This is a genomic window from Streptomyces sp. NPDC058308, from assembly GCF_042880275.1.
Classification (GTDB): domain Bacteria; phylum Actinomycetota; class Actinomycetes; order Streptomycetales; family Streptomycetaceae; genus Streptomyces.
Genome location: NZ_JBHVZA010000017.1, coordinates 163108 through 179733, shown reverse-complemented (window position 1 = coordinate 179733; position 16626 = coordinate 163108). Strand labels below are relative to the sequence as shown.

Sequence of the window (16626 nt, the reverse complement as noted above, 5' to 3'; positions counted from 1 at the left end):
CCGTCGGGTCACTTTGCACTTTCAACGAGTGAGGAAGTGATCCGTGAGAGCTCCGCACCCGCACCGGGCCCTGCGCACGACCACCGTCGGCGCCGTCTCCGCGACCCTCGTCGCCGGCGCCGCCTTCGGTATCGCCCCGACGGCGCAGGCGGCACCGGCCGCCGCGCCGCCGGCCGCGAGCTCCGGCGCCACCGCCGAGGCTCGCTTCGTCGACATCCCCGGCGACGGCGGCACCGTCCTCAAGGCCAACGTCTTCACCCCCAACGGCGCGAAGCCGGGCGCCAGATACCCCTCCATCGTGCTGCCCACCAGCTGGGCCATGCCCCAGATCGAGTACGTCGCCCAGGCCCAGAAGCTCGCCGACACGGGCTACGTCGTGGTCAGTTACAACTCGCGCGGCTTCTGGCAGTCCGGCGGCGAGATCGAGACCGCGGGCCCCGAGGACATCGCCGACGCGTCCAAGGTCATCGACTGGACGCTGGAGAACACCCCGGCCGACCCCTCGAAGGTCGGCATGGCGGGCGTCTCGTACGGCGCGGGCATCAGCCTGCTCGCCGCCGGGCACGACAAGCGCGTCAAGGCCGTCGCCGCCATGAGCGGCTGGGGCGACCTCATCGACTCGATCTACAGCGGCCGCACCCAGCACGCCCAGGCGGCGGCCCTGCTCGGCGGCGCGGGCGCGCTCACGGGCCGGCCGAGCGCCGAACTCCAGCAGACGCTGAAGGACTTCCTCGGCTCCCACCTGGACAAGGAGGACGAGATGATCGCGTGGGGCGCCAAGCGCTCCCCCGCGACCTACCTCGACCGGATCAACGAGAACGGCGCCGCCGTCATGCTCGGCAACGCCTGGGGCGACACGCTCTTCCCGCCGAACCAGTACGCCGAGTTCTACGAGCGCCTGACCGGCCCCAAGCGCCTGGAGTTCCGCCCCGGCGACCACGCGACGGCCGAGGCGACGGGCCTGCTCGGCCTGCCCAACGACACCTGGACGTCCACGCGGCGCTGGTTCGACCACTACCTCAAGGGCGCGGACAACGGCATCGACAAGGAGCAGCCGGTCCAGCTCAAGTCCCGTTCGGAAGGCGACTACGAGGGCTACCCGGACTGGAAGTCGGTGGGCCCCACCCGCAAGAAGATCGCGATGGCCGGGAACACCACGATCCGCACGAACGTCGACTCGGGCGCCAACGGCGGCATCGCCATCCTCTCCAACGCCCTCGACCAGTTCCTGAAGATCCCGCCGATGGCCTCGGTGCCGCTGCTCCCGCGCCGCTACACGGGCGTCTGGCAGTCGGAGCGGTACGCGTCGGTCCAGAAGGTGCGCGGGACCGCGAAGCTGCACACGACGCTCTCCAGCACCAAGGAGAGCGGCACCCTCGTCGCGTACCTCTACGACGTGGGGCCGCTCGGCCTCGGCAAGCTGGTCAGCAACGCGCCGTACACCTTCCACGGCAAGACGCCCGGAAAGCCGTTCGGCGTGGACCTGGAGCTGTTCTCCACGGCCTACGACGTACCGGCGGGGCACAAGCTCGCCCTGGTCGTCGACACGGTCGACCCGCTCTACATCGAGCACAACCCGTCCGGCGCGCAGCTGACCTTCTCCTCGCCGGAGGCGGACCCGTCGTACGTGTCCGTTCCCCTGCGCGAGCAGTGATCTCCGGCTGCTGCCGAATCGGGTCTGGCCCTTCGAGCTGCTGCACTCCCCCTACGGCCCCAACGGCGTGGGGGGACCCCCGGGCAGCAGCGTCCCTGGTTCCGCCGGGGCCACATCCGCGGCCTCGGTCTTGGGATTGCGCCGCTGACGCCTGGACACCCACTGGGCGAACCACGACAGCAACATGCACATCCCGATGTAGATCGGTGAGATCACCATGACCACGGGGATGAAAGGCAAATCGTAGTCGAGGTTCGAAGCGATCAGCTTCCCGGCGTGGAGGAACTCCTCGTAGGTGATCAGATAACCGAGCGAGGTGTCCTTCAGGGCCACCACCAACTGGCTGATGATGGCGGGCAACATGGCACGAACGGCCTGCGGTACGAGGACGTGTCCCATGACCTGTGTCTTGCGCATTCCGAGTGCGTAGGCCGCCTCCCGCTGCCCCCTCTCCACGGAGTTGACGCCGGATCGGAAGACCTCGGCGAGTACGGAACCGTTGTAGAGCGTGAGTCCGGCGACCAGCGCGGGAAGCGGCTGGACCTTCAGCGCCACGAAGACGAAGAAGATCATCACCAGCACCGGCATGGCCCGGAAGAACTCCACGACGAGTGTGGCGGCCCAGCGCACGGGCCGGTGGTCGGAGAGCCTGCCCGTGGCGAGCAGGCCGCCGAGCGCGAGCGCGAGGACCGCGGAGATCGCGAAGGCCTTGAGCGTGTTGCCGAGGCCGCGCAGGAGGAGTTCCTGGATGCCCTGGTACTCGAAGGGCGTCCACTTCGTCGACGTGAACTGGTCGGTGTCGAAGAGCAGGTACAGGATCCAGCCGACGAGCGCGAGCACGATCAGGGTGGAGATCGCCCCGTACAGCTTGTGCCGTCGGACGGTTCGGGGGCCCGGGATGTCGTAGAGGGCGGTGGAATCGTGGGAGAGGGCTTTCATCGGGCGACTCCCCAGCGCTTTTCGAGGACATTGAAGATCGCGCTGATGGCGAGGGTGATGACGAGGTAGCCGACGGCGATCCAGACGAACGTCCAGATGATGCTGTAGCCCAGCTCGTTGAGGGTCTTGTACGTGCCGAGCAGCTCGGTGACGCTGAACGCGCCCGCGATCGCCGAGTTCTTGGCGAGCGCGATGAGGTTGGAGCCGACCGGCGCGATGACGGACCGGAAGGCCTGCGGCAGGACCACCATGGACAGGGTCTGGCCGAAGGACATGCCAAGGCTCCGGGCCGCCTCGCCCTGCCCCTTGGGCACGGTGTTGATGCCCGAGCGGAGCGCCTCGCAGATGAAGGCGGAGGTGTAGCAGCCGAGGGCGAGCACCGCGAACACCTTGAAGGGCAGCACAAGGCCGAAGCGCGGCAGCCCGAGCAGCACGGCGAAGAAGAGCAGCGTGAGCGGGGTGTTGCGCAGGACCGTGACCCAGGCCGTGCCGAACGCCCGGAAGGAGCCGACGGGCGCCACCCGGAACGACGCCATGACGAAGCCGAGCACGAGGGCGAGGACCGAGGCGTAGACGGTGAGTTCGACGGTGCCGAGGAAGCCCTTGCCGAACGTGGAGAAGTTGTCTGTCAGTACGTCCACGACGCCTCCTCAGCTCGCCGGGTAGCGGTCGATGGCGGGCGGCTTCGGCGCCGGGACCCCGGAGAGGCCGAGCGTGGCGTCGTACGCCTTCTTCCAGTCGCCGTTCTTCTCCCCGGCCGCCAGGGCGTCGTCGACGGCGAGCCTGAGGGCGTTGTCGCCGCGGGGCACGCCGATGCCGTACGGCTCCTTCGAGAACGGCTTGCCGACCACTTTGAGCTCGTCGGGCACCTTGGCCGCGTAGCCGATCAGGATCGCGTCGTCGGTGGTGACGGCGTCGACCTGATAGGTCAGCAGGTTGTCGACGCAGACCGAGTACGTGTCGTAGGCGACGAGGGTGGCCTTCGGGTAGTCCTGCTGGATTCGCTGGTAGGGCGTGGAGCCGGCGGCCGAGCAGACGCGTTTGCCCGCCAGGTCCTGCGGGCCCTTGATGCCGTCCTCGTCGCTGCGCACCAACAGGCCCTGGCCCGCCATGTAGTAGGGCCCGCCGAAACCGACGAGCTTCTTGCGGTTGTCGTTGATGGTGTAGGTGCCTACGTAGTAGTCGATCTGCCCGTTCTGCAGGGCGGTCTCGCGGTTCGCCGACGCGATGGTCTTGAACTCGGTCCTGGCCGGGTCGAGGCCGAGCGAGGCCGAGATCATCTTGGCGATCTCGATGTCGAAGCCGGAGTAGCGCCCGTTCGCCGGGTCCTTCTCGCCGAGGTAGGGCTGGTCCTCCTTGGCGCCGACGACGAAGCGGCCGCGGCTCCTGGCCTTCTTCCAGGTCCCCGACGCGGGCAGCTGGAAGCCGGTCGCCACCTGGTACTTGGGCAGTTCCTCGGCCGCGGGCCCCTTGGTGGGCGGGCTGCCCTCCTTGCCGCAGGCAGCGGCGGCGCAGGCGGCGAGGGCGAGCGCCGCGAGCAGGCGTGTCGTACGCATGGTGTGTCGCTTCACGAACACGTCCCCCCGTCAGTGCTTGAGGATCTTGGAGAGGAAGTCCTTGGCCCGCTCGCTCTCCGGGTGGGTGAAGAAGTCCTCGGGGGTCCGGTCCTCGACGATGCGGCCGTCGGCCATGAAGACGACCCGGTTGGCCGCGGAGCGGGCGAAGCCCATCTCGTGGGTGACGACGACCATGGTCATGCCCTCGCGGGCGAGCTGCTGCATGACTTCGAGGACCTCGTTGATCATCTCGGGGTCGAGGGCCGAGGTCGGCTCGTCGAAGAGCAGCGCCTTGGGGTCCATGGCCAGTGCGCGGGCGATGGCCACGCGCTGCTGCTGGCCGCCGGAGAGCTGTGCCGGGTACTTCTCGGCGTGCGCGGAGAGGCCCACGCGCTCCAGGAGCTCCCGGGAGCGCTTGTCCGCCTCGTCCTTCTTGCGGCCCCGCACCTTGACCTGCGCGAGGGAGACGTTCTGGAGGACGGTCTTGTGCGCGAAGAGGTTGAAGGACTGGAAGACCATTCCGACTTCCGTGCGGAGCCTCGCGAGCGCCTTCCCCTCCTCGGGCAGTGGCTGCCCGTCGAGTCTGATGGTGCCCGACTGGATGGTCTCGAGCCGGTTGATCGTGCGGCACAGGGTCGACTTGCCCGACCCCGACGGGCCGATGACGACGACCACCTCCCCCTTGCCGACGGTGAGGTCGATGTCCTGGAGGACATGCAGCTCTCCGTAGTACTTGTTCACATCACGCAGCTCGATCAACGGATCGACGGCCATGGCAAGACCTGCCCACTCTCAGCTGTGTACGTCCGCGCAAACTATCCACGTTAAAACGGGACTTACTGGACGACACGCACTTATGGGCATTAACCGTATTTGAGGCAATTCGGGTTACGTCTCGGAAGCCTCCGCGTAGACCTGGGAGAGCTCGGGCGCCCCGTGGACCGCCCAGTCGAGTCCCGCCGCGACGACCTGGATGTCCCGCCCGGTCTTCAGCCGCACGACGGGGCTGCCGCCGGGCCAGACGTGCCAGGTCGCGCCCGGCACCGTCCGCACCACGACGGAACCCAGGTAGAGCCCGGCGTCGTTGCCGAGCCACGGCAGCATCTCCGGGTCGTCGCGCCAGCGCGGAAGGAGCTGGTCCAGGGCCGCCAACGAGGCCGGGGAGTCGTCGAGTTCGAGCCCGGCGGCACTCGCCTGCGAACGCAACAGCTCACACTCGGAGAGCAGTTCGCCGACGCCGTCCGGATCCTCCTGGAAGACGGCCGCGAGCCCCTCGGCCGGATCGGTCGCGGAGTGCCGTCTGCGCCACTTGTCGAGGAACGGGATGTTCATGATCGGCCTCTCCGTTGGGGGGTCGCGGGAGATCATCTCCCTCTCGTGCCCGGGCCTGCCGCGTCAACCTCCGTTGCCCGGGGGTGCCGATGTCCGTGAACCCACGAATGTATCTTGCTTCAGTTGATCACGGAATCGGGCGAATTGGGCTCCGGATCCCGTGCGGGCCCAGACCGCATACCTCGCTCCGGAGGTGACTGGTTCGCCCGGAAGGGGTACCCGGGAGTACCTGAGGGTCATTCCGGGTCGGTCCGGGAGGTGGACGATGGTGTGGTGGGCGTGGTTGGTCGCCGTCGTCGTCGTGTTGGGTCTGCTGGTCGCCGCGGTGGTCGGCGTGCAGGCCCGGCGGCGGCGCGGCGGAGTGATCGTGGTGCGGCGCGGCCGGCGCCCCGGGCGAGGGCGGGTGCGATGACGGCGCCCCTGCCCGCGGTGCTCTCGGCCGGCGATCTCACCAAACGGCCGGTGGTCACGCTGGGCGGCGAAGCGGTCGCCCAGGTCAAGGATGTGGTGCTCGACGGCGCGGGGGGCCGGATCGCCGGGTTCACACTGGCCGGGCGGGGACTGCTGTCCGGTCCGATGCGCAAGAGCCTGCCGTGGGCGGCGGTCCACGCCCTGGGCGCCGACGCCGTGATGATCACCTCGGCGGAGGCCCTGGAGGACAAGTCGGCGGTCGCCTCCTGGGAGGAAACCTCGGGCGGCCTGGTCCGCGGTGCCCGTGTGCTCACGGACCAGGGCGTGCAGGTCGGCACGGTGCTCGACGTGCTGATCGAGGCAGGCCGGGAAGGGCGGGTGGTCGGCGTCGAGATGACCTCCACGGAGGCCCTCGGCCGGCACGAGCGCAAGGTCTTCCTGCCACTCGGCGGCCGTCCCGCCATGACCGGCGACACGCTGATGGTCCCGGCGCGGGACACCGAGCTCGTCGTCGAGGAGCTCGGCGAGCTGGCGGCGGCGGTGTGGCGCATCCGGCGCGCCGAGACGGCCGGGCCCGGCGAGACGCGTGGGCTCGGCGAGACGCGCGGCCCCGGCGAGACGCGCGGCCCCGGCGAGACGCGTGGTCCCGGCGAGACGCGTGGGCACCCGGAGACGGGACGGCCTACCGGGACGGGACGGCCCACCGGGACGGGCGGGCTCGCCGGATCGGCCGGGCCCGGTGCCACGGGTGAGGAGCGGACCTCATGATGCTGCTCAGCCAGACCGTGGGACGTCCGGTCGTCAGCGCGTCGGACGCCGCGCACATCGGCACCGTGGCCGGGCTCGTCGTCGAACCGGAGGGCCCCGAGGGCGCCCTGATCAGCGCCGTACGCCTGGGAGGCGTCAAGGACGGCGGTGACGTCGTCGCCTGGGCGGACGTCCACGCGGTGGGGCCGGACGCGGTCGTCGTCGGGGCGCCCACGGCGGCCAGGTTCACCTCGGCGGACTCCTCCGACAGCCAGAACCTGCTCGGCAAACGCCTGTTGACGGAGCTGGGCGACACCATCGGGACGCTGGCCGACGTCGCCTTCGACCCCGAGTCCGGCCGCATCGACACCCTCCACGGCTCGCGCGGCGACCGGATCCCCGGCGCCCGACTGCTCGGCGTCGGCTCGTACGCCGTGGTGATCCGCGCCGGCGCGGCGGGCGGCGGCTGACGGGCCGTCCTCCACGGGCAGCAGGAGACCCGGCTGCCCGCCGAGCTCGGCGCCCGGGACCGGGTGCGGCTGTTGATCACCGCGTACGAGATACGGGAACGGGCTGATGCCGACGGCGCGCTGCGGCGGCCGGTGTGTCCGGCGAGTTCGCGTCGTGTTCACGCGTCCCTCATTGACTCGCCTCCGGCGCCTCCTTAGCTTCGTGGCGCATCCGTCGTCACCCATCGACCGGTCGCCCGCCGCTCATCATCGGGCCATCACACGCGGGAGGGTCTGTCGTGCGCCGACACATCTGGGGAGCGGCCGCCGTGCTCGCCCTGTTCACGGGGCTCCTGCCGGCGGCACCGGCACAGGCCGGCACCTCCGCCGCGGACGGACCCGGGCCGCTCCCCCTGGAGCGGCTCTTCGACAACCGCGCGGTCAGCGACGACGCCCGCCCCGCCGACGCGGACTTCGACGGCGCGGGCGGCTCGCTGTCCGCGCGGGACCTGGCCTCCGCGGGCTGGACTCCCGGGCGGTCCCTGGCCGTCGACGGGGCCCGCCTCACCTGGCCGCGCACCGCGCCGGGCGCACCGGACAACGTGCGGGCCGACGGGCAGGCGGTGCGGGTGCGCGGCCGCGGGAACGCCCTGGCCTTCCTGGTCGCGGGCACGGGCGGCGAGGCGAGCGGCACGGGCACGGTCCAGTACCGGGACGGCTCGCGGCGCAGCTACCGGCTCGCCGCCCCCGACTGGCGCTCGGGCCCGCTCGCCACCAAGTCGGTCGCACTCCCCCACATCAACACGCCCGGCGGCCAACTCGCCGAGCGGGCACGGCTGTACGTGGTGACGGTGCCGTCGGCCCGCGGGCGCGAGGTCGCCACGGTGCGGCTGCCCCGCGACCCCGGCGCCCCCGACCTGCACGTCTTCGCGGTGTCCGTGCGGGCCGAGACGCGCGGGTGGACGGGCACCTGGTCGGCGCCGACCGCCGGCTACACGGCGGTGGGGCCCTGGGCCGACCGGAGCGTGCGGCTCGTCGTGCACACCAGTACCGGCGGGCCGCGGGTGCGCGTCCGGCTCGACAACACCTTCGCCGCGACTCCGGTGCGGATCGGCGGCGCGACGGTGGCGGTGCAGGAAGCGGGGGCGGGCGCCCGGGGCGAGCCGCGGCGGCTGTCCTTCCGAGGCGCTTCCGGCACGGAGATCCCGGCGGGCGCCCAGGCGTTCAGCGATCCCCTCGACTTCGACGTGCCCGCCGACACCAATCTTCTGGTGAGCTTCCACCTGCCCGGGCCCGTGGCGACGGCGCCCGTGCACAGCCAGGCACTCCAACGGTCCTACGTCAGCACCCCCGGCGACCACACGGCGGACGGCTCCCCGGCCGCGTACACCTCGACGATCACGACGTGGCCGCTGCTCACCGGCATCGACGTGGGCGGCGGGCCCGGTTCCGTGGTGCTGCTCGGCGACTCGATCACGGACGGCGTGAAGTCGACGCCGGACGCCAACCGGCGCTGGCCGAACATCCTGGCGACCCGGCTCCTGAACCAGTCCGCCGTGCCGCGCTACGGCGTGCTGGGCCAGGGCATCTCCGCGAACCGCGTGGTCGCCGACCGCTACCCCGGCGACGGCGTCTCCACCGACACGGGCGGTGTGAGCTCGCTGCACCGCCTCGACCGGGACGTCCTCGCCCAGACGTCGGCGCGCACCATCGTCGTCTTCCAGGGGATCAACGACGTGCGGTGGGGCGCTTCCGCGGACCAGTTGACCGCCGGTCTGCGGGAGATCGCGCACCGCGCCCACGCGCGCGGGCTGCGGGCCGTGGCGGCGACGATCGCGCCCTGTGAGGGCGAGTCGCTCTGCACGGCGGCCGCGAACGCACAGCGGGAGGCCGCCAACGCCTACCTGCGCGGGAGCGGCGACTTCGACGCCGTGCTCGACTTCGACGCGGTGCTGCGGGACCCCGCGCATCCGGCGCGGCTTTCGCCCGCCTACGACAGCGGGGACCATCTGCATCCGGGCGACGCGGGGCTCGCCGCGCTGGCGGATTCGGTGGACCTGCGGCTGCTCGTGCCGTAGCCCGCCGGGCGCGCTACACGTCCAGGTCGACCACGACCGGGGCGTGGTCGGACGCGCCCTTGCCCTTGCGCTCCTCACGGTCCACGTACGAGTCGGAGACGGCCTTCGCGAAGGGGCCGTTCCCGTACACGAGGTCGATGCGCATGCCCCGGTTCTTGGGGAAGCCCAGCTGGCGGTAGTCCCAGTACGTGAACGGGTGGTCGTACTTGAGGGGGCGGGGCACGATGTCGGTCAGGCCCGTCTCGCGCAGGGCGGCGAGGGCGGCGCGCTCGGCCGGGGTGACGTGCGTGGCGCCGACGAAGAGCGACGGGTCCCAGACGTCGTCATCGGTCGGCGCGACGTTGAAGTCGCCGAGGACCGCGAAGGGGCGCGGGCCCGCCGCGTCCTCGGCGACCGCCGCCTTCAGGGCCTCGAACCACTGGAGCTTGTAGGCGTAGTGCTCGTGGTCGACCTCGCGGCCGTTGGGCACGTACACCGACCAGACGCGGACGGGGCCGCAGGTCGCGGAGATCGCGCGGGGCTCGTCCAGGCCGTCGTACCCGGGGCCGCCCGGCAGGCCCTTGACGACGTCGTCGAGGCCGGCCTTCGAGACCACTGCGACGCCGTTCCACCGTCCTGTCGCGTTCACCGCCGACTCGTACCCCAGCTCGCGGAGCTCGGCGGCGGGGAACTGCTCGGCCGTCGTCTTGGTCTCCTGGATGCACAGCACGTCCGTGCCGGTGCTCTCCAGCCAGGCCAGGAGCCTCGGCAGACGGGCGGTGATCGAGTTCACGTTCCAGGTGGCGATGCGCATGTTCTCCAACCTACCGGGCGCCACCGACAGTCAGAGCCTGTCTTTGAACCCCGTCGTCCGCGCGAAGCGCGGGCGCAGCGGCGGATTGGGGCCTCCCCTGCTCGAGCGGAGCCGAGAGCTTGGGGAAGCGTGCGATCGGTGTGCGGAGCTCCAGGACAGGTGGCTCCGCCACCTGTCCTGGAGCTCCGTGCGCCGAGCGTGCGTGCCGGGCGTCGGGGCGCAGGCGGGGGTTCAAAGACAGGCTCTCAGAGCTCGGCCGACTCTCCTGGCGTCAGACGCAGGTGCTCCGTGCCGCCCAGGGAGCCGATCTGGTTGTCGTAGACCGGCCGGGCGAGGTCGGTGAGGAGCGCGTCGTGGACGTCGTAGGCGCGCTGCGGCCGGACCTCCCGTACGTAGTCGATCACTTCGGAGATCTTGTTCCACGGGGCCATGACGGGCAGCATCAGCGTCTCGACGGGCTGGTCGGGAACGGTCAGCGCGTCGCCCGGGTGGAAGACCGAGCCGTCGACCAGATACCCGACATTGGTGATCCGCGGGATGTCCGGGTGGATCACCGCGTGCAGCTCGCCGTGCACCTGGACGTCGAATCCGGCGGCCGTGAAGGCGTCACCGTGCCCGACGGTGTGCACGCGCCCGGGGAAGGCCGCCGAGATCTGGTCCGCGACGGACTTGAGGGTCCAGATCTCGGCGCCGGGGCGTGCCTCCATGGCGGCCCGCAGCCGGTCCTCGCTGAAGTGGTCCGGGTGCTCGTGCGTGACGAGGATGACATCGGCGCCGAGCGCGGCGTCCTCCTCGCTGAAGCCGCCGGGGTCGACGACGAGCGTGCGCCCGTCCTTTTCGAGCCGCACGCACGCGTGGGACTTCTTCGTGAACGTCATGCTCTTCGCGCGGGCGGCGTGGGTCTCGGGAGAAGTCGTCATGCCTCCCATCCTGCTACTCCTGCGGCGTGGTTTCCTCACGGATCACGGCCTGCGCGACCCGGAAGGCCGAGTTCGCCGCCGGGACGCCGCAGTAGACGGCGGCCTGCAGCAGGACCTCCTTGATCTCGGCGGGGGTGAGCCCATTGCGCAGCGCGGCCCTGGTGTGGAAGGCCAGTTCGTCGAGGTGGCCGCCCGCGACGAGCGCGGTGAGCGTGACGCAGCTGCGCGAGCGGCGGTCCAGGCCTGGGCGGTTCCAGATCTCGCCCCAGGCGTAGCGCGTGACGAGCTCCTGGAAGTCCCCGGAGAAGTCGTCGGCGGCGGCGAGGGTCCGGTCGACGTGCGCGTCGCCGAGTACCTCGCGGCGGACCTTCATCCCGGCGTCGTACACGTCCGGTCGCACCGCGCCCGGCACGGCCTCGGGCTGCTCCACGGCGGCGATCTCACCGACGGGCGCGACGGGCGGCGGGGCGAGGACGGGCTTGACGGGCGGCGCGCCGATGGCCGACTGGCCGAGCGTCGCGTCGGCGGCGGGCTGCCAGGCCGACGAGAAGTGGCGTACGAGGAGGTCGGTGACGGCGGCGGGCTGCTCGACCGGCGCGAGGTGCGAGGCGCCCGGCACGACGGCGAGCCGCGCGTCGGGGATCCCCGCGACGAGCGTGCGCGCCTCGCCCTGCCCGGTGACCTGGTCCTCGGAGCCGACGAGCACCAGCGTCGGCACGCCGATGCTGCCCAGCTCGGCGCGGACGTCGAACGCGGCGAGCGCCTCGCAGGCGGCGATGTAGCACCCCGGGTCGGTGGTGCGCACCATCTGCACGGCCCAGTCGGTGATGGCGGGCTGAGCGGCGGCGAAGCCGGGCGTGAACCATCGGTCGGGCGCCGAGCGCGCGATGGGATCGAGGCCGTTGCTGCGTACGATCACGCCGCGCTGGCGGAACTCGTCGGCCGTGCCGAACCGCGGCGAGGCGGCGATCAGCGCGAGTGAGGCGACGCGCTGCGGGTGCCGGAGCGCGAGCTCGACCCCTATGGCGCCGCCGAAGGCGCAGCCCGCGTACCCGAAGCGGTGCACTCCGAGCTCGTCGAGCGTGGCGAGCAGCCGGTCGACGAGCTCTCCGACGGACCCGCACGGGTGGGCGGGCGCTCCACCGTGACCGGGCATGTCGAAGCGGAACACCCGCCATTGCCGGATCAGCTCGGGTATCTGCCGATCCCACATGTGCCATGTGGTGCCGAGGGACGCGCCGAGGATGAGGACCGGGGCGTCTTCTGGCCCGTCAAAGCGGTATTGCAGGGTGTTCGTCGGTGTCTCACTCACCCGCCAGACCCTCTCATCTGTCACGAGATGTCACATCGCCGGGGGTGAACCTAGCTCATCGCAACCCTCTCGCGACGGCGGGCCCGGACGCTTGCCCGAACCTTGAAGACGTGCGTTCTCCGATGCCCCCTCCCGATTACGGCCACCGGCCACCGGTCCACAACCAACAGTCGGATTCTGAATCCGCCCCATCGCGCTGGCCCCCATCGCGCGAGGAGGTGGTCCGGCACGCCGTTGTCGGCCAGGTAGGTGAAACACGACGAGTGGGCGTCGTAGAGCCTGACGCGACGGAGGCCGAGAAGCTCCATGAGCCGATACGCGCGCCGACGAAGTTGCTTGATCGTGAAGACTTCCTCGTCGTGGACGTGAATCGAAGAGGTCACAACAGACGGCGCAGCACCAGTTGGGGCGTGCGGTGGATGAGCCAGGCACTGGCCAGTCCGATCACGGCGCCGACGGCCACGTCGCTGGGGTAGTGCGCGCCGGAGTGCACCCGCTCGACCGCGACCGCCACCGTCGGGACCGCGCAGGCGGCGCCCCAGCCGGGGGAGGTTGCGGCGACGGTGGCGGTGAAGCCGACGGCGGCAGCAGTGTGCCCGGAAGGAAACGAAGAGCTGTCCGGGCGGTCGTGGACATCCTGGTGAGGGATCAACTCCTTGGGCGGCCTGCGCCGTTCGTAGAGCTGCTTGCACACCGCGTTGGACGCCAGCTCCGCGACCCCCATGCCGACCAGTCCGGCGATCGCGGCTTTCCGCTCCCGGTAGCCGCCGGTGGCGGACATGAGCGCCGCCGCGGCCCACCACAGTTTGGTGTGCTCGGCCGCCGACTCCACAGCGGGCAGTACGCGCCGGGTCAGGGGCGTGGTCCAGTGCGCCACGCGACGGGTGAGCCGTTCGTCGCCTTCTTTGACATCCGCCGAGTCGATCATGTGGGGCAGGTTCCCGCTCTCGCTTGTGGCATACGCAGGTGACGTGGTTCCGTTTGCCCCCGTCTTCGGGGCTCGCTCTGGACGGTGCCCCGCAAGTACCGATGTCGTACACGACATCATGATTCGTTCCCGCGCAAGATGATCAGCTCGGCGGAGCCAGCCTGCCAGAGGGCACGGGCGTCTGGATGAGGGCGCACCTCAGCGACCTGCTGGCAGTGCGCCTCGTCCGTTCCGGGAACCGTGCCGGTGGCGCGGTCAGTAGGTGGACGCTGAGTTCTGCTTCGCCCAGTTCTTCTCGGCGTCGGAGCCTCCTGGGGGCGGCACGATTCCGTTGATCATCCAGAGGTCCTCGCTGGTTTCGTCGACGTGGAACTCCCAGTGCAGCCCGGCGTGCTGTTCGAGGCGGGGCTGCAGCATGCCCCTGATCCACTGGGCGGTCCGGCGGCGGGTCTCCTGGTCCGGGTTACGCCGGGCGATGTGGTCGATGGCGATGCGAACCCCGGCCGGGGTGGGTTCCCCGCCGACATAGAAGTCCTCGGGCCGGGTCTCGTGGAACAGCGTGACCACGTAGAACCGGGGCAGTCCGACCTTTTCGTAGTGGTCGGCGATGCGGGAGGCGAGTTGGTGTTTGTCGTCGTCGGTGAAGATTCCGGGGGTGTGATGAATGGACCACAGTGGCATGGCGGTTCGGTGCTCCTTGGGCAAGGGGATGAGATGTCAGCCGGCGTGATGAGATGAGATGTCAGCCGGCGGCTGAGAAGGTCAGGTGCTCCACGGGGCCGGAAAGCGCTGCTTTGACCGCGACGGTGACGTCGTCGGCGAGCACCTCCGTGTCCCCCGCCTCAAGGCCGTCGACGATCCGCGCGGCGATCTCGGCGGGCGTGGCCTTCGGCCGTTCGATGGCGGAGACCATGTCGGTGTCGATGAATCCAGCGTGCACGCCGACGACCTGGGTGTTCTGGGGCGCCAGTTCGAGCCGGAGCGAGTTCGTGACAGACCACGCCGCAGCTTTGGATGCCCCGTAGGCGCCGCTGCCGGCCAGCCAGGACAGCACGGAGTGCATGTTTACGAGTGCGCCCCCGCCATTGGTGGCCAGGATCGGCGCGAACGCCCGCGCCACCCGCAGCGGCCCGAAGACGTTGACGTCGAATGTCTCGGTGGCGTTCTCGACGTCGCCTGTCAGCAGTGCGGCCGGCAGCAGGACGCCGGCGTTGTTGAACACGATCTCGGCGTCGGCGGCGACCTCCGCGAGGGCGGCGACCGACTCCGCCGAGCGGACCTCAAGCTCGGCGGTGACCACCTCTGGGCGGTCGTCGATGTACGCCGAGCGCGCGGTGGAGTACACCTTTCGCGCCCCGCGCGCCAGCAGCTCGTCCACCAACGCCGCGCCGAGCCCCCGCCGACCGCCCGTCACCACGGCAACCCTGCCCGCTACTGCAACCACAGCACCCCTCCACCTGGATAACGATGTCGTTAGTGAGAGAGATGGAATCACGCCGCACTGGGTAACGCAAGCGTTAGTTATAATGGTGGGATGGCGATGGAGTTCGAGGAGCGGTTGCGCGACCGGGATGCCTGGTCGATCGGCGACGGGTGCTCGGCGGAGCGGGTGCTGGACCTGCTGAGCACCAAGACGGTGTTCCTGGTGGTCCGCGAATGCTTCTACGGCACCACCAGGTTCGAGGACTTCGTGGTGCGGGTCGGGAGCTCCGCACCCGCGGTGTCACGGGCGCTCAAACAGTTGGAGTCCGCACGGGTCGTCGCGCGCGTCCCCTATCGGGAACCGGGCAGGCGGGCCCGAGACGAGTACCGGCTGACCGAGGCCGGTGAGGACCTGCTGCCGGTGTTCCTGTCGCTGATGCAGTGGGGCGACAAGCATCTGCAGGAGGGCCGCCCACCCCTGTCGTTCGTCGAGAGCGACACCGGCCGTGCGATGCGGGTCCGCGTGACCGCCGAGCCGACACCGGAGATGGCGTCCGACGACATCGAGATCCGGCTGAACCCCGCCTGGCAGCGCGGCTGAAGGGTGTTACAGAAGGCTCACGTAGCCCGAAGTGGGCGGCTGGCCTGCCTGCTGGTTCACGCGGCGAGGGCGAGGTTGTGCAACGGTGGCGACGACTGGACGGCGTGGTGGAGGCCGTCGCCCCCGAGGTGGCAGTCGCGCAGGATCTTCCAGTTCCTCATCCGGGCGAAGGTGTGCTTAACGCGAGCGCGGACCTGCTTGTGGGACTTGTTGCGGGCCTGTTCCAGACGAAGCGCGTGGCCGCATGCATCGGCGCCGTCGGGGCCTTCGTCGCGGGCAATGCCCTGCTCATCTCCAAGGCCGCCAAGTACGGAGGCGTCGTCAAGGGGGCCAAGCTGATCGCCCAGGCCGGCAACCGCGAGGAACGCCTGAAGCTGGCCGTGGCCATTTTCGGCAACGTTACTGGCATCACCGGCATGGTGAAGGGCTGCGGCGGCTGATCCGCCGGCGAAGGAGGTCGCATCATGCAGAACCTGTTCATGGGCGCGTTCGTGCTCGCCGTCATCGTGCAGAGCATCACCATCTGCGTGCTCCTCGCACAGCTCTGGCACTTCCTGAAGCACAAAGGGCCTGAGCCCACCGCTCTGGAAGGACTCGACGCCCTCACCGGTGCCGCGCTGTTCGGCGCGGCCATGACCGTTCTCCAGTGGATGACCTCCACGTGGGACGACGTGAGCTGGTCGGACATGCTCGTGTTCGCCGCGGTGTTCGGAATCGCCACCGCGGGATGCATGACGGCGGCACGACGGGCTGGACACACCAAGGCCCCGAACGTGCTGCTCCTCATCCCGCTCGGCTTCGGAGTCATGGCAGGGGCCTCGGGAGCTTCCTTCTGACCCCTCGGAGGACTTCGGGCCGGTGACTGAACCGCTCCGGGATCGGTGGAGGTTCTATGCGTTGACTCCAGCCGCTGGTTTGGGGTGGCGCCGAGCGTAGTAGTTGATCTCGTGTTGGTGGAAAGCAGTGTGGTCCATATTTCCGCCCGCACCTGCAGAGTCCGTGGGTGGTGCAGTCGTCCGGCCCAACGGCCGTGTGGAACTGAAGCTGCCCCGAAGCAGAGCAGAGACCAACTCCGCCTCCCCCGCCGCCTCCCAAGAGCGTGCAGATCTCGGCGGAGCTACGGGCGTTCGGTGTGGAGGCGACCGCCGCGGCGAAGCTGGTGCTCGGCGACCACTACGGGGAGGCGGAGATGCCCTTCACGGAAGTAAGCACTCCAGGGCCGGTCAGATCCAGTCGTCGCCCGGTGCGACGGCGAAGTACGTGCCGGTGTTGATGCGCGCGGCGATCTTCCCGTCTGTGCCGTGGACGATCAGGTCGGCCTTCTGGTCGGCGTTGACGTCAGCGAAGTAGAGGGAGCCCTTGCCGGGCTGGCCGAGGTAGTTGCCCCAGCCCGCACTCCATTCGGCACCACCGTCGAAGTAACTCCCCTTGTTCATACGCACAGACACCTTCCCGTCCGTGCCATGGACAACCAGATCCGCCCG

19 protein-coding genes and 1 pseudogene are annotated in these 16626 nt (G+C 70.2%); 7 read left to right on the top strand and 13 right to left on the bottom strand.

Annotation, left to right across the window (positions count from 1 at the left end; all coding sequences use genetic code 11):
- Positions 1–43: 43 nt before the first annotated feature.
- On the top strand, positions 44–1654 hold the full coding sequence (locus tag ACFVYL_RS23655; protein ID WP_389719215.1) for a CocE/NonD family hydrolase: 1611 nt from the start codon (positions 44–46) through the stop codon (positions 1652–1654).
- 51 nt (positions 1655–1705) lie between these two features.
- Here ACFVYL_RS23655 and ACFVYL_RS23650 read toward each other — a convergent pair whose 3' ends face one another.
- From ACFVYL_RS23650 to ACFVYL_RS23630, 5 genes are all read right to left on the bottom strand, one after another.
- On the bottom strand, positions 1706–2593 hold the full coding sequence (locus ACFVYL_RS23650; protein WP_389719213.1) for an amino acid ABC transporter permease: 888 nt from the start codon (positions 2591–2593) through the stop codon (positions 1706–1708).
- The gene (locus ACFVYL_RS23645) at positions 2590–3234 is read right to left on the bottom strand and encodes an amino acid ABC transporter permease (RefSeq protein ID WP_389719212.1); all 645 of its coding nucleotides are present in this window, start codon (positions 3232–3234) and stop codon (positions 2590–2592) included. The genes ACFVYL_RS23650 and ACFVYL_RS23645 overlap by 4 nt, the downstream gene beginning before the upstream one ends.
- A gap of 9 nt (positions 3235–3243) precedes the next feature.
- Entirely contained in the window at positions 3244–4149 is a 906-nt protein-coding gene (locus tag ACFVYL_RS23640; RefSeq protein WP_389719211.1) for a glutamate ABC transporter substrate-binding protein, read from the bottom strand.
- A gap of 30 nt (positions 4150–4179) precedes the next feature.
- Positions 4180–4923 (bottom strand): amino acid ABC transporter ATP-binding protein, encoded by a 744-nt coding sequence (locus ACFVYL_RS23635; RefSeq protein WP_389719210.1) that lies wholly within the window; start codon positions 4921–4923, stop codon positions 4180–4182.
- A 114-nt stretch (positions 4924–5037) separates the two neighbouring features.
- Positions 5038–5481, bottom strand: coding sequence for a DUF6278 family protein (locus ACFVYL_RS23630; RefSeq protein WP_389719209.1), 444 nt, complete (start codon positions 5479–5481; stop codon positions 5038–5040).
- Positions 5482–5746: 265 nt separating this feature from the next.
- Here ACFVYL_RS23630 and ACFVYL_RS23625 point away from each other — a divergent pair, with 265 nt between their 5' ends.
- The 4 genes from ACFVYL_RS23625 to ACFVYL_RS23610 all read left to right on the top strand — a co-directional run bounded on the left by ACFVYL_RS23625 (position 5747) and on the right by ACFVYL_RS23610 (position 9166).
- A complete protein-coding gene (locus ACFVYL_RS23625) occupies positions 5747–5893 on the top strand; it encodes a hypothetical protein (protein WP_389719208.1) in 147 nt (48 codons plus the stop codon).
- A complete protein-coding gene (locus ACFVYL_RS23620) occupies positions 5890–6660 on the top strand; it encodes a PRC-barrel domain-containing protein (protein ID WP_389719207.1) in 771 nt (256 codons plus the stop codon). The genes ACFVYL_RS23625 and ACFVYL_RS23620 overlap by 4 nt, the downstream gene beginning before the upstream one ends.
- Positions 6657–7109, top strand: a complete 453-nt coding sequence (locus ACFVYL_RS23615; RefSeq protein ID WP_389719205.1) for a hypothetical protein — start codon at positions 6657–6659, stop codon at positions 7107–7109. Before ACFVYL_RS23620 ends, ACFVYL_RS23615 begins: the two co-directional genes overlap by 4 nt.
- A gap of 278 nt (positions 7110–7387) precedes the next feature.
- A complete protein-coding gene (locus ACFVYL_RS23610; protein WP_389719204.1) occupies positions 7388–9166 on the top strand; it encodes an SGNH/GDSL hydrolase family protein in 1779 nt (592 codons plus the stop codon).
- 13 nt (positions 9167–9179) lie between these two features.
- Here the strand turns inward: ACFVYL_RS23610 and ACFVYL_RS23605 are convergent, their stop codons facing one another.
- From ACFVYL_RS23605 to ACFVYL_RS23580, 6 genes are all read right to left on the bottom strand, one after another.
- Complete coding sequence (locus tag ACFVYL_RS23605) at positions 9180–9959, bottom strand: exodeoxyribonuclease III (RefSeq protein ID WP_389719202.1); 780 nt, start codon at positions 9957–9959, stop codon at positions 9180–9182.
- Between the two features lie 245 nt (positions 9960–10204).
- A complete protein-coding gene (locus tag ACFVYL_RS23600) occupies positions 10205–10837 on the bottom strand; it encodes an MBL fold metallo-hydrolase (protein WP_389719261.1) in 633 nt (210 codons plus the stop codon).
- A gap of 55 nt (positions 10838–10892) precedes the next feature.
- Entirely contained in the window at positions 10893–12191 is a 1299-nt protein-coding gene (gene pcaC, locus ACFVYL_RS23595) for a 4-carboxymuconolactone decarboxylase (protein ID WP_389719201.1), read from the bottom strand.
- A gap of 379 nt (positions 12192–12570) precedes the next feature.
- Positions 12571–13119, bottom strand: a complete 549-nt coding sequence (locus ACFVYL_RS23590) for a phosphatase PAP2 family protein (protein ID WP_389719200.1) — start codon at positions 13117–13119, stop codon at positions 12571–12573.
- A 255-nt stretch (positions 13120–13374) separates the two neighbouring features.
- Positions 13375–13800, bottom strand: a complete 426-nt coding sequence (locus tag ACFVYL_RS23585; protein WP_389719198.1) for a tautomerase family protein — start codon at positions 13798–13800, stop codon at positions 13375–13377.
- A gap of 61 nt (positions 13801–13861) precedes the next feature.
- Entirely contained in the window at positions 13862–14563 is a 702-nt protein-coding gene (locus ACFVYL_RS23580; protein ID WP_389719197.1) for an SDR family oxidoreductase, read from the bottom strand.
- 90 nt (positions 14564–14653) lie between these two features.
- Here ACFVYL_RS23580 and ACFVYL_RS23575 point away from each other — a divergent pair, with 90 nt between their 5' ends.
- A complete protein-coding gene (locus ACFVYL_RS23575; RefSeq protein WP_389719196.1) occupies positions 14654–15142 on the top strand; it encodes a winged helix-turn-helix transcriptional regulator in 489 nt (162 codons plus the stop codon).
- A gap of 56 nt (positions 15143–15198) precedes the next feature.
- Here ACFVYL_RS23575 and ACFVYL_RS23570 read toward each other — a convergent pair.
- A pseudogene (locus tag ACFVYL_RS23570) lies at positions 15199–15366 on the bottom strand (IS5/IS1182 family transposase); the annotation flags it as partial.
- A gap of 240 nt (positions 15367–15606) precedes the next feature.
- Between ACFVYL_RS23570 and ACFVYL_RS23565 the strand changes: the two are divergent.
- Positions 15607–15978 carry a hypothetical protein gene (locus tag ACFVYL_RS23565; RefSeq protein WP_389719263.1) on the top strand — a complete coding sequence of 124 codons (372 nt, stop codon included), beginning with the start codon at positions 15607–15609 and terminating at the stop codon, positions 15976–15978.
- A 387-nt stretch (positions 15979–16365) separates the two neighbouring features.
- On the opposite strand, the gene ACFVYL_RS23560 is transcribed toward ACFVYL_RS23565, so the two are convergent.
- A complete protein-coding gene (locus tag ACFVYL_RS23560; RefSeq protein WP_389719195.1) occupies positions 16366–16578 on the bottom strand; it encodes a hypothetical protein in 213 nt (70 codons plus the stop codon).
- Positions 16579–16626 lie beyond the last annotated feature (48 nt).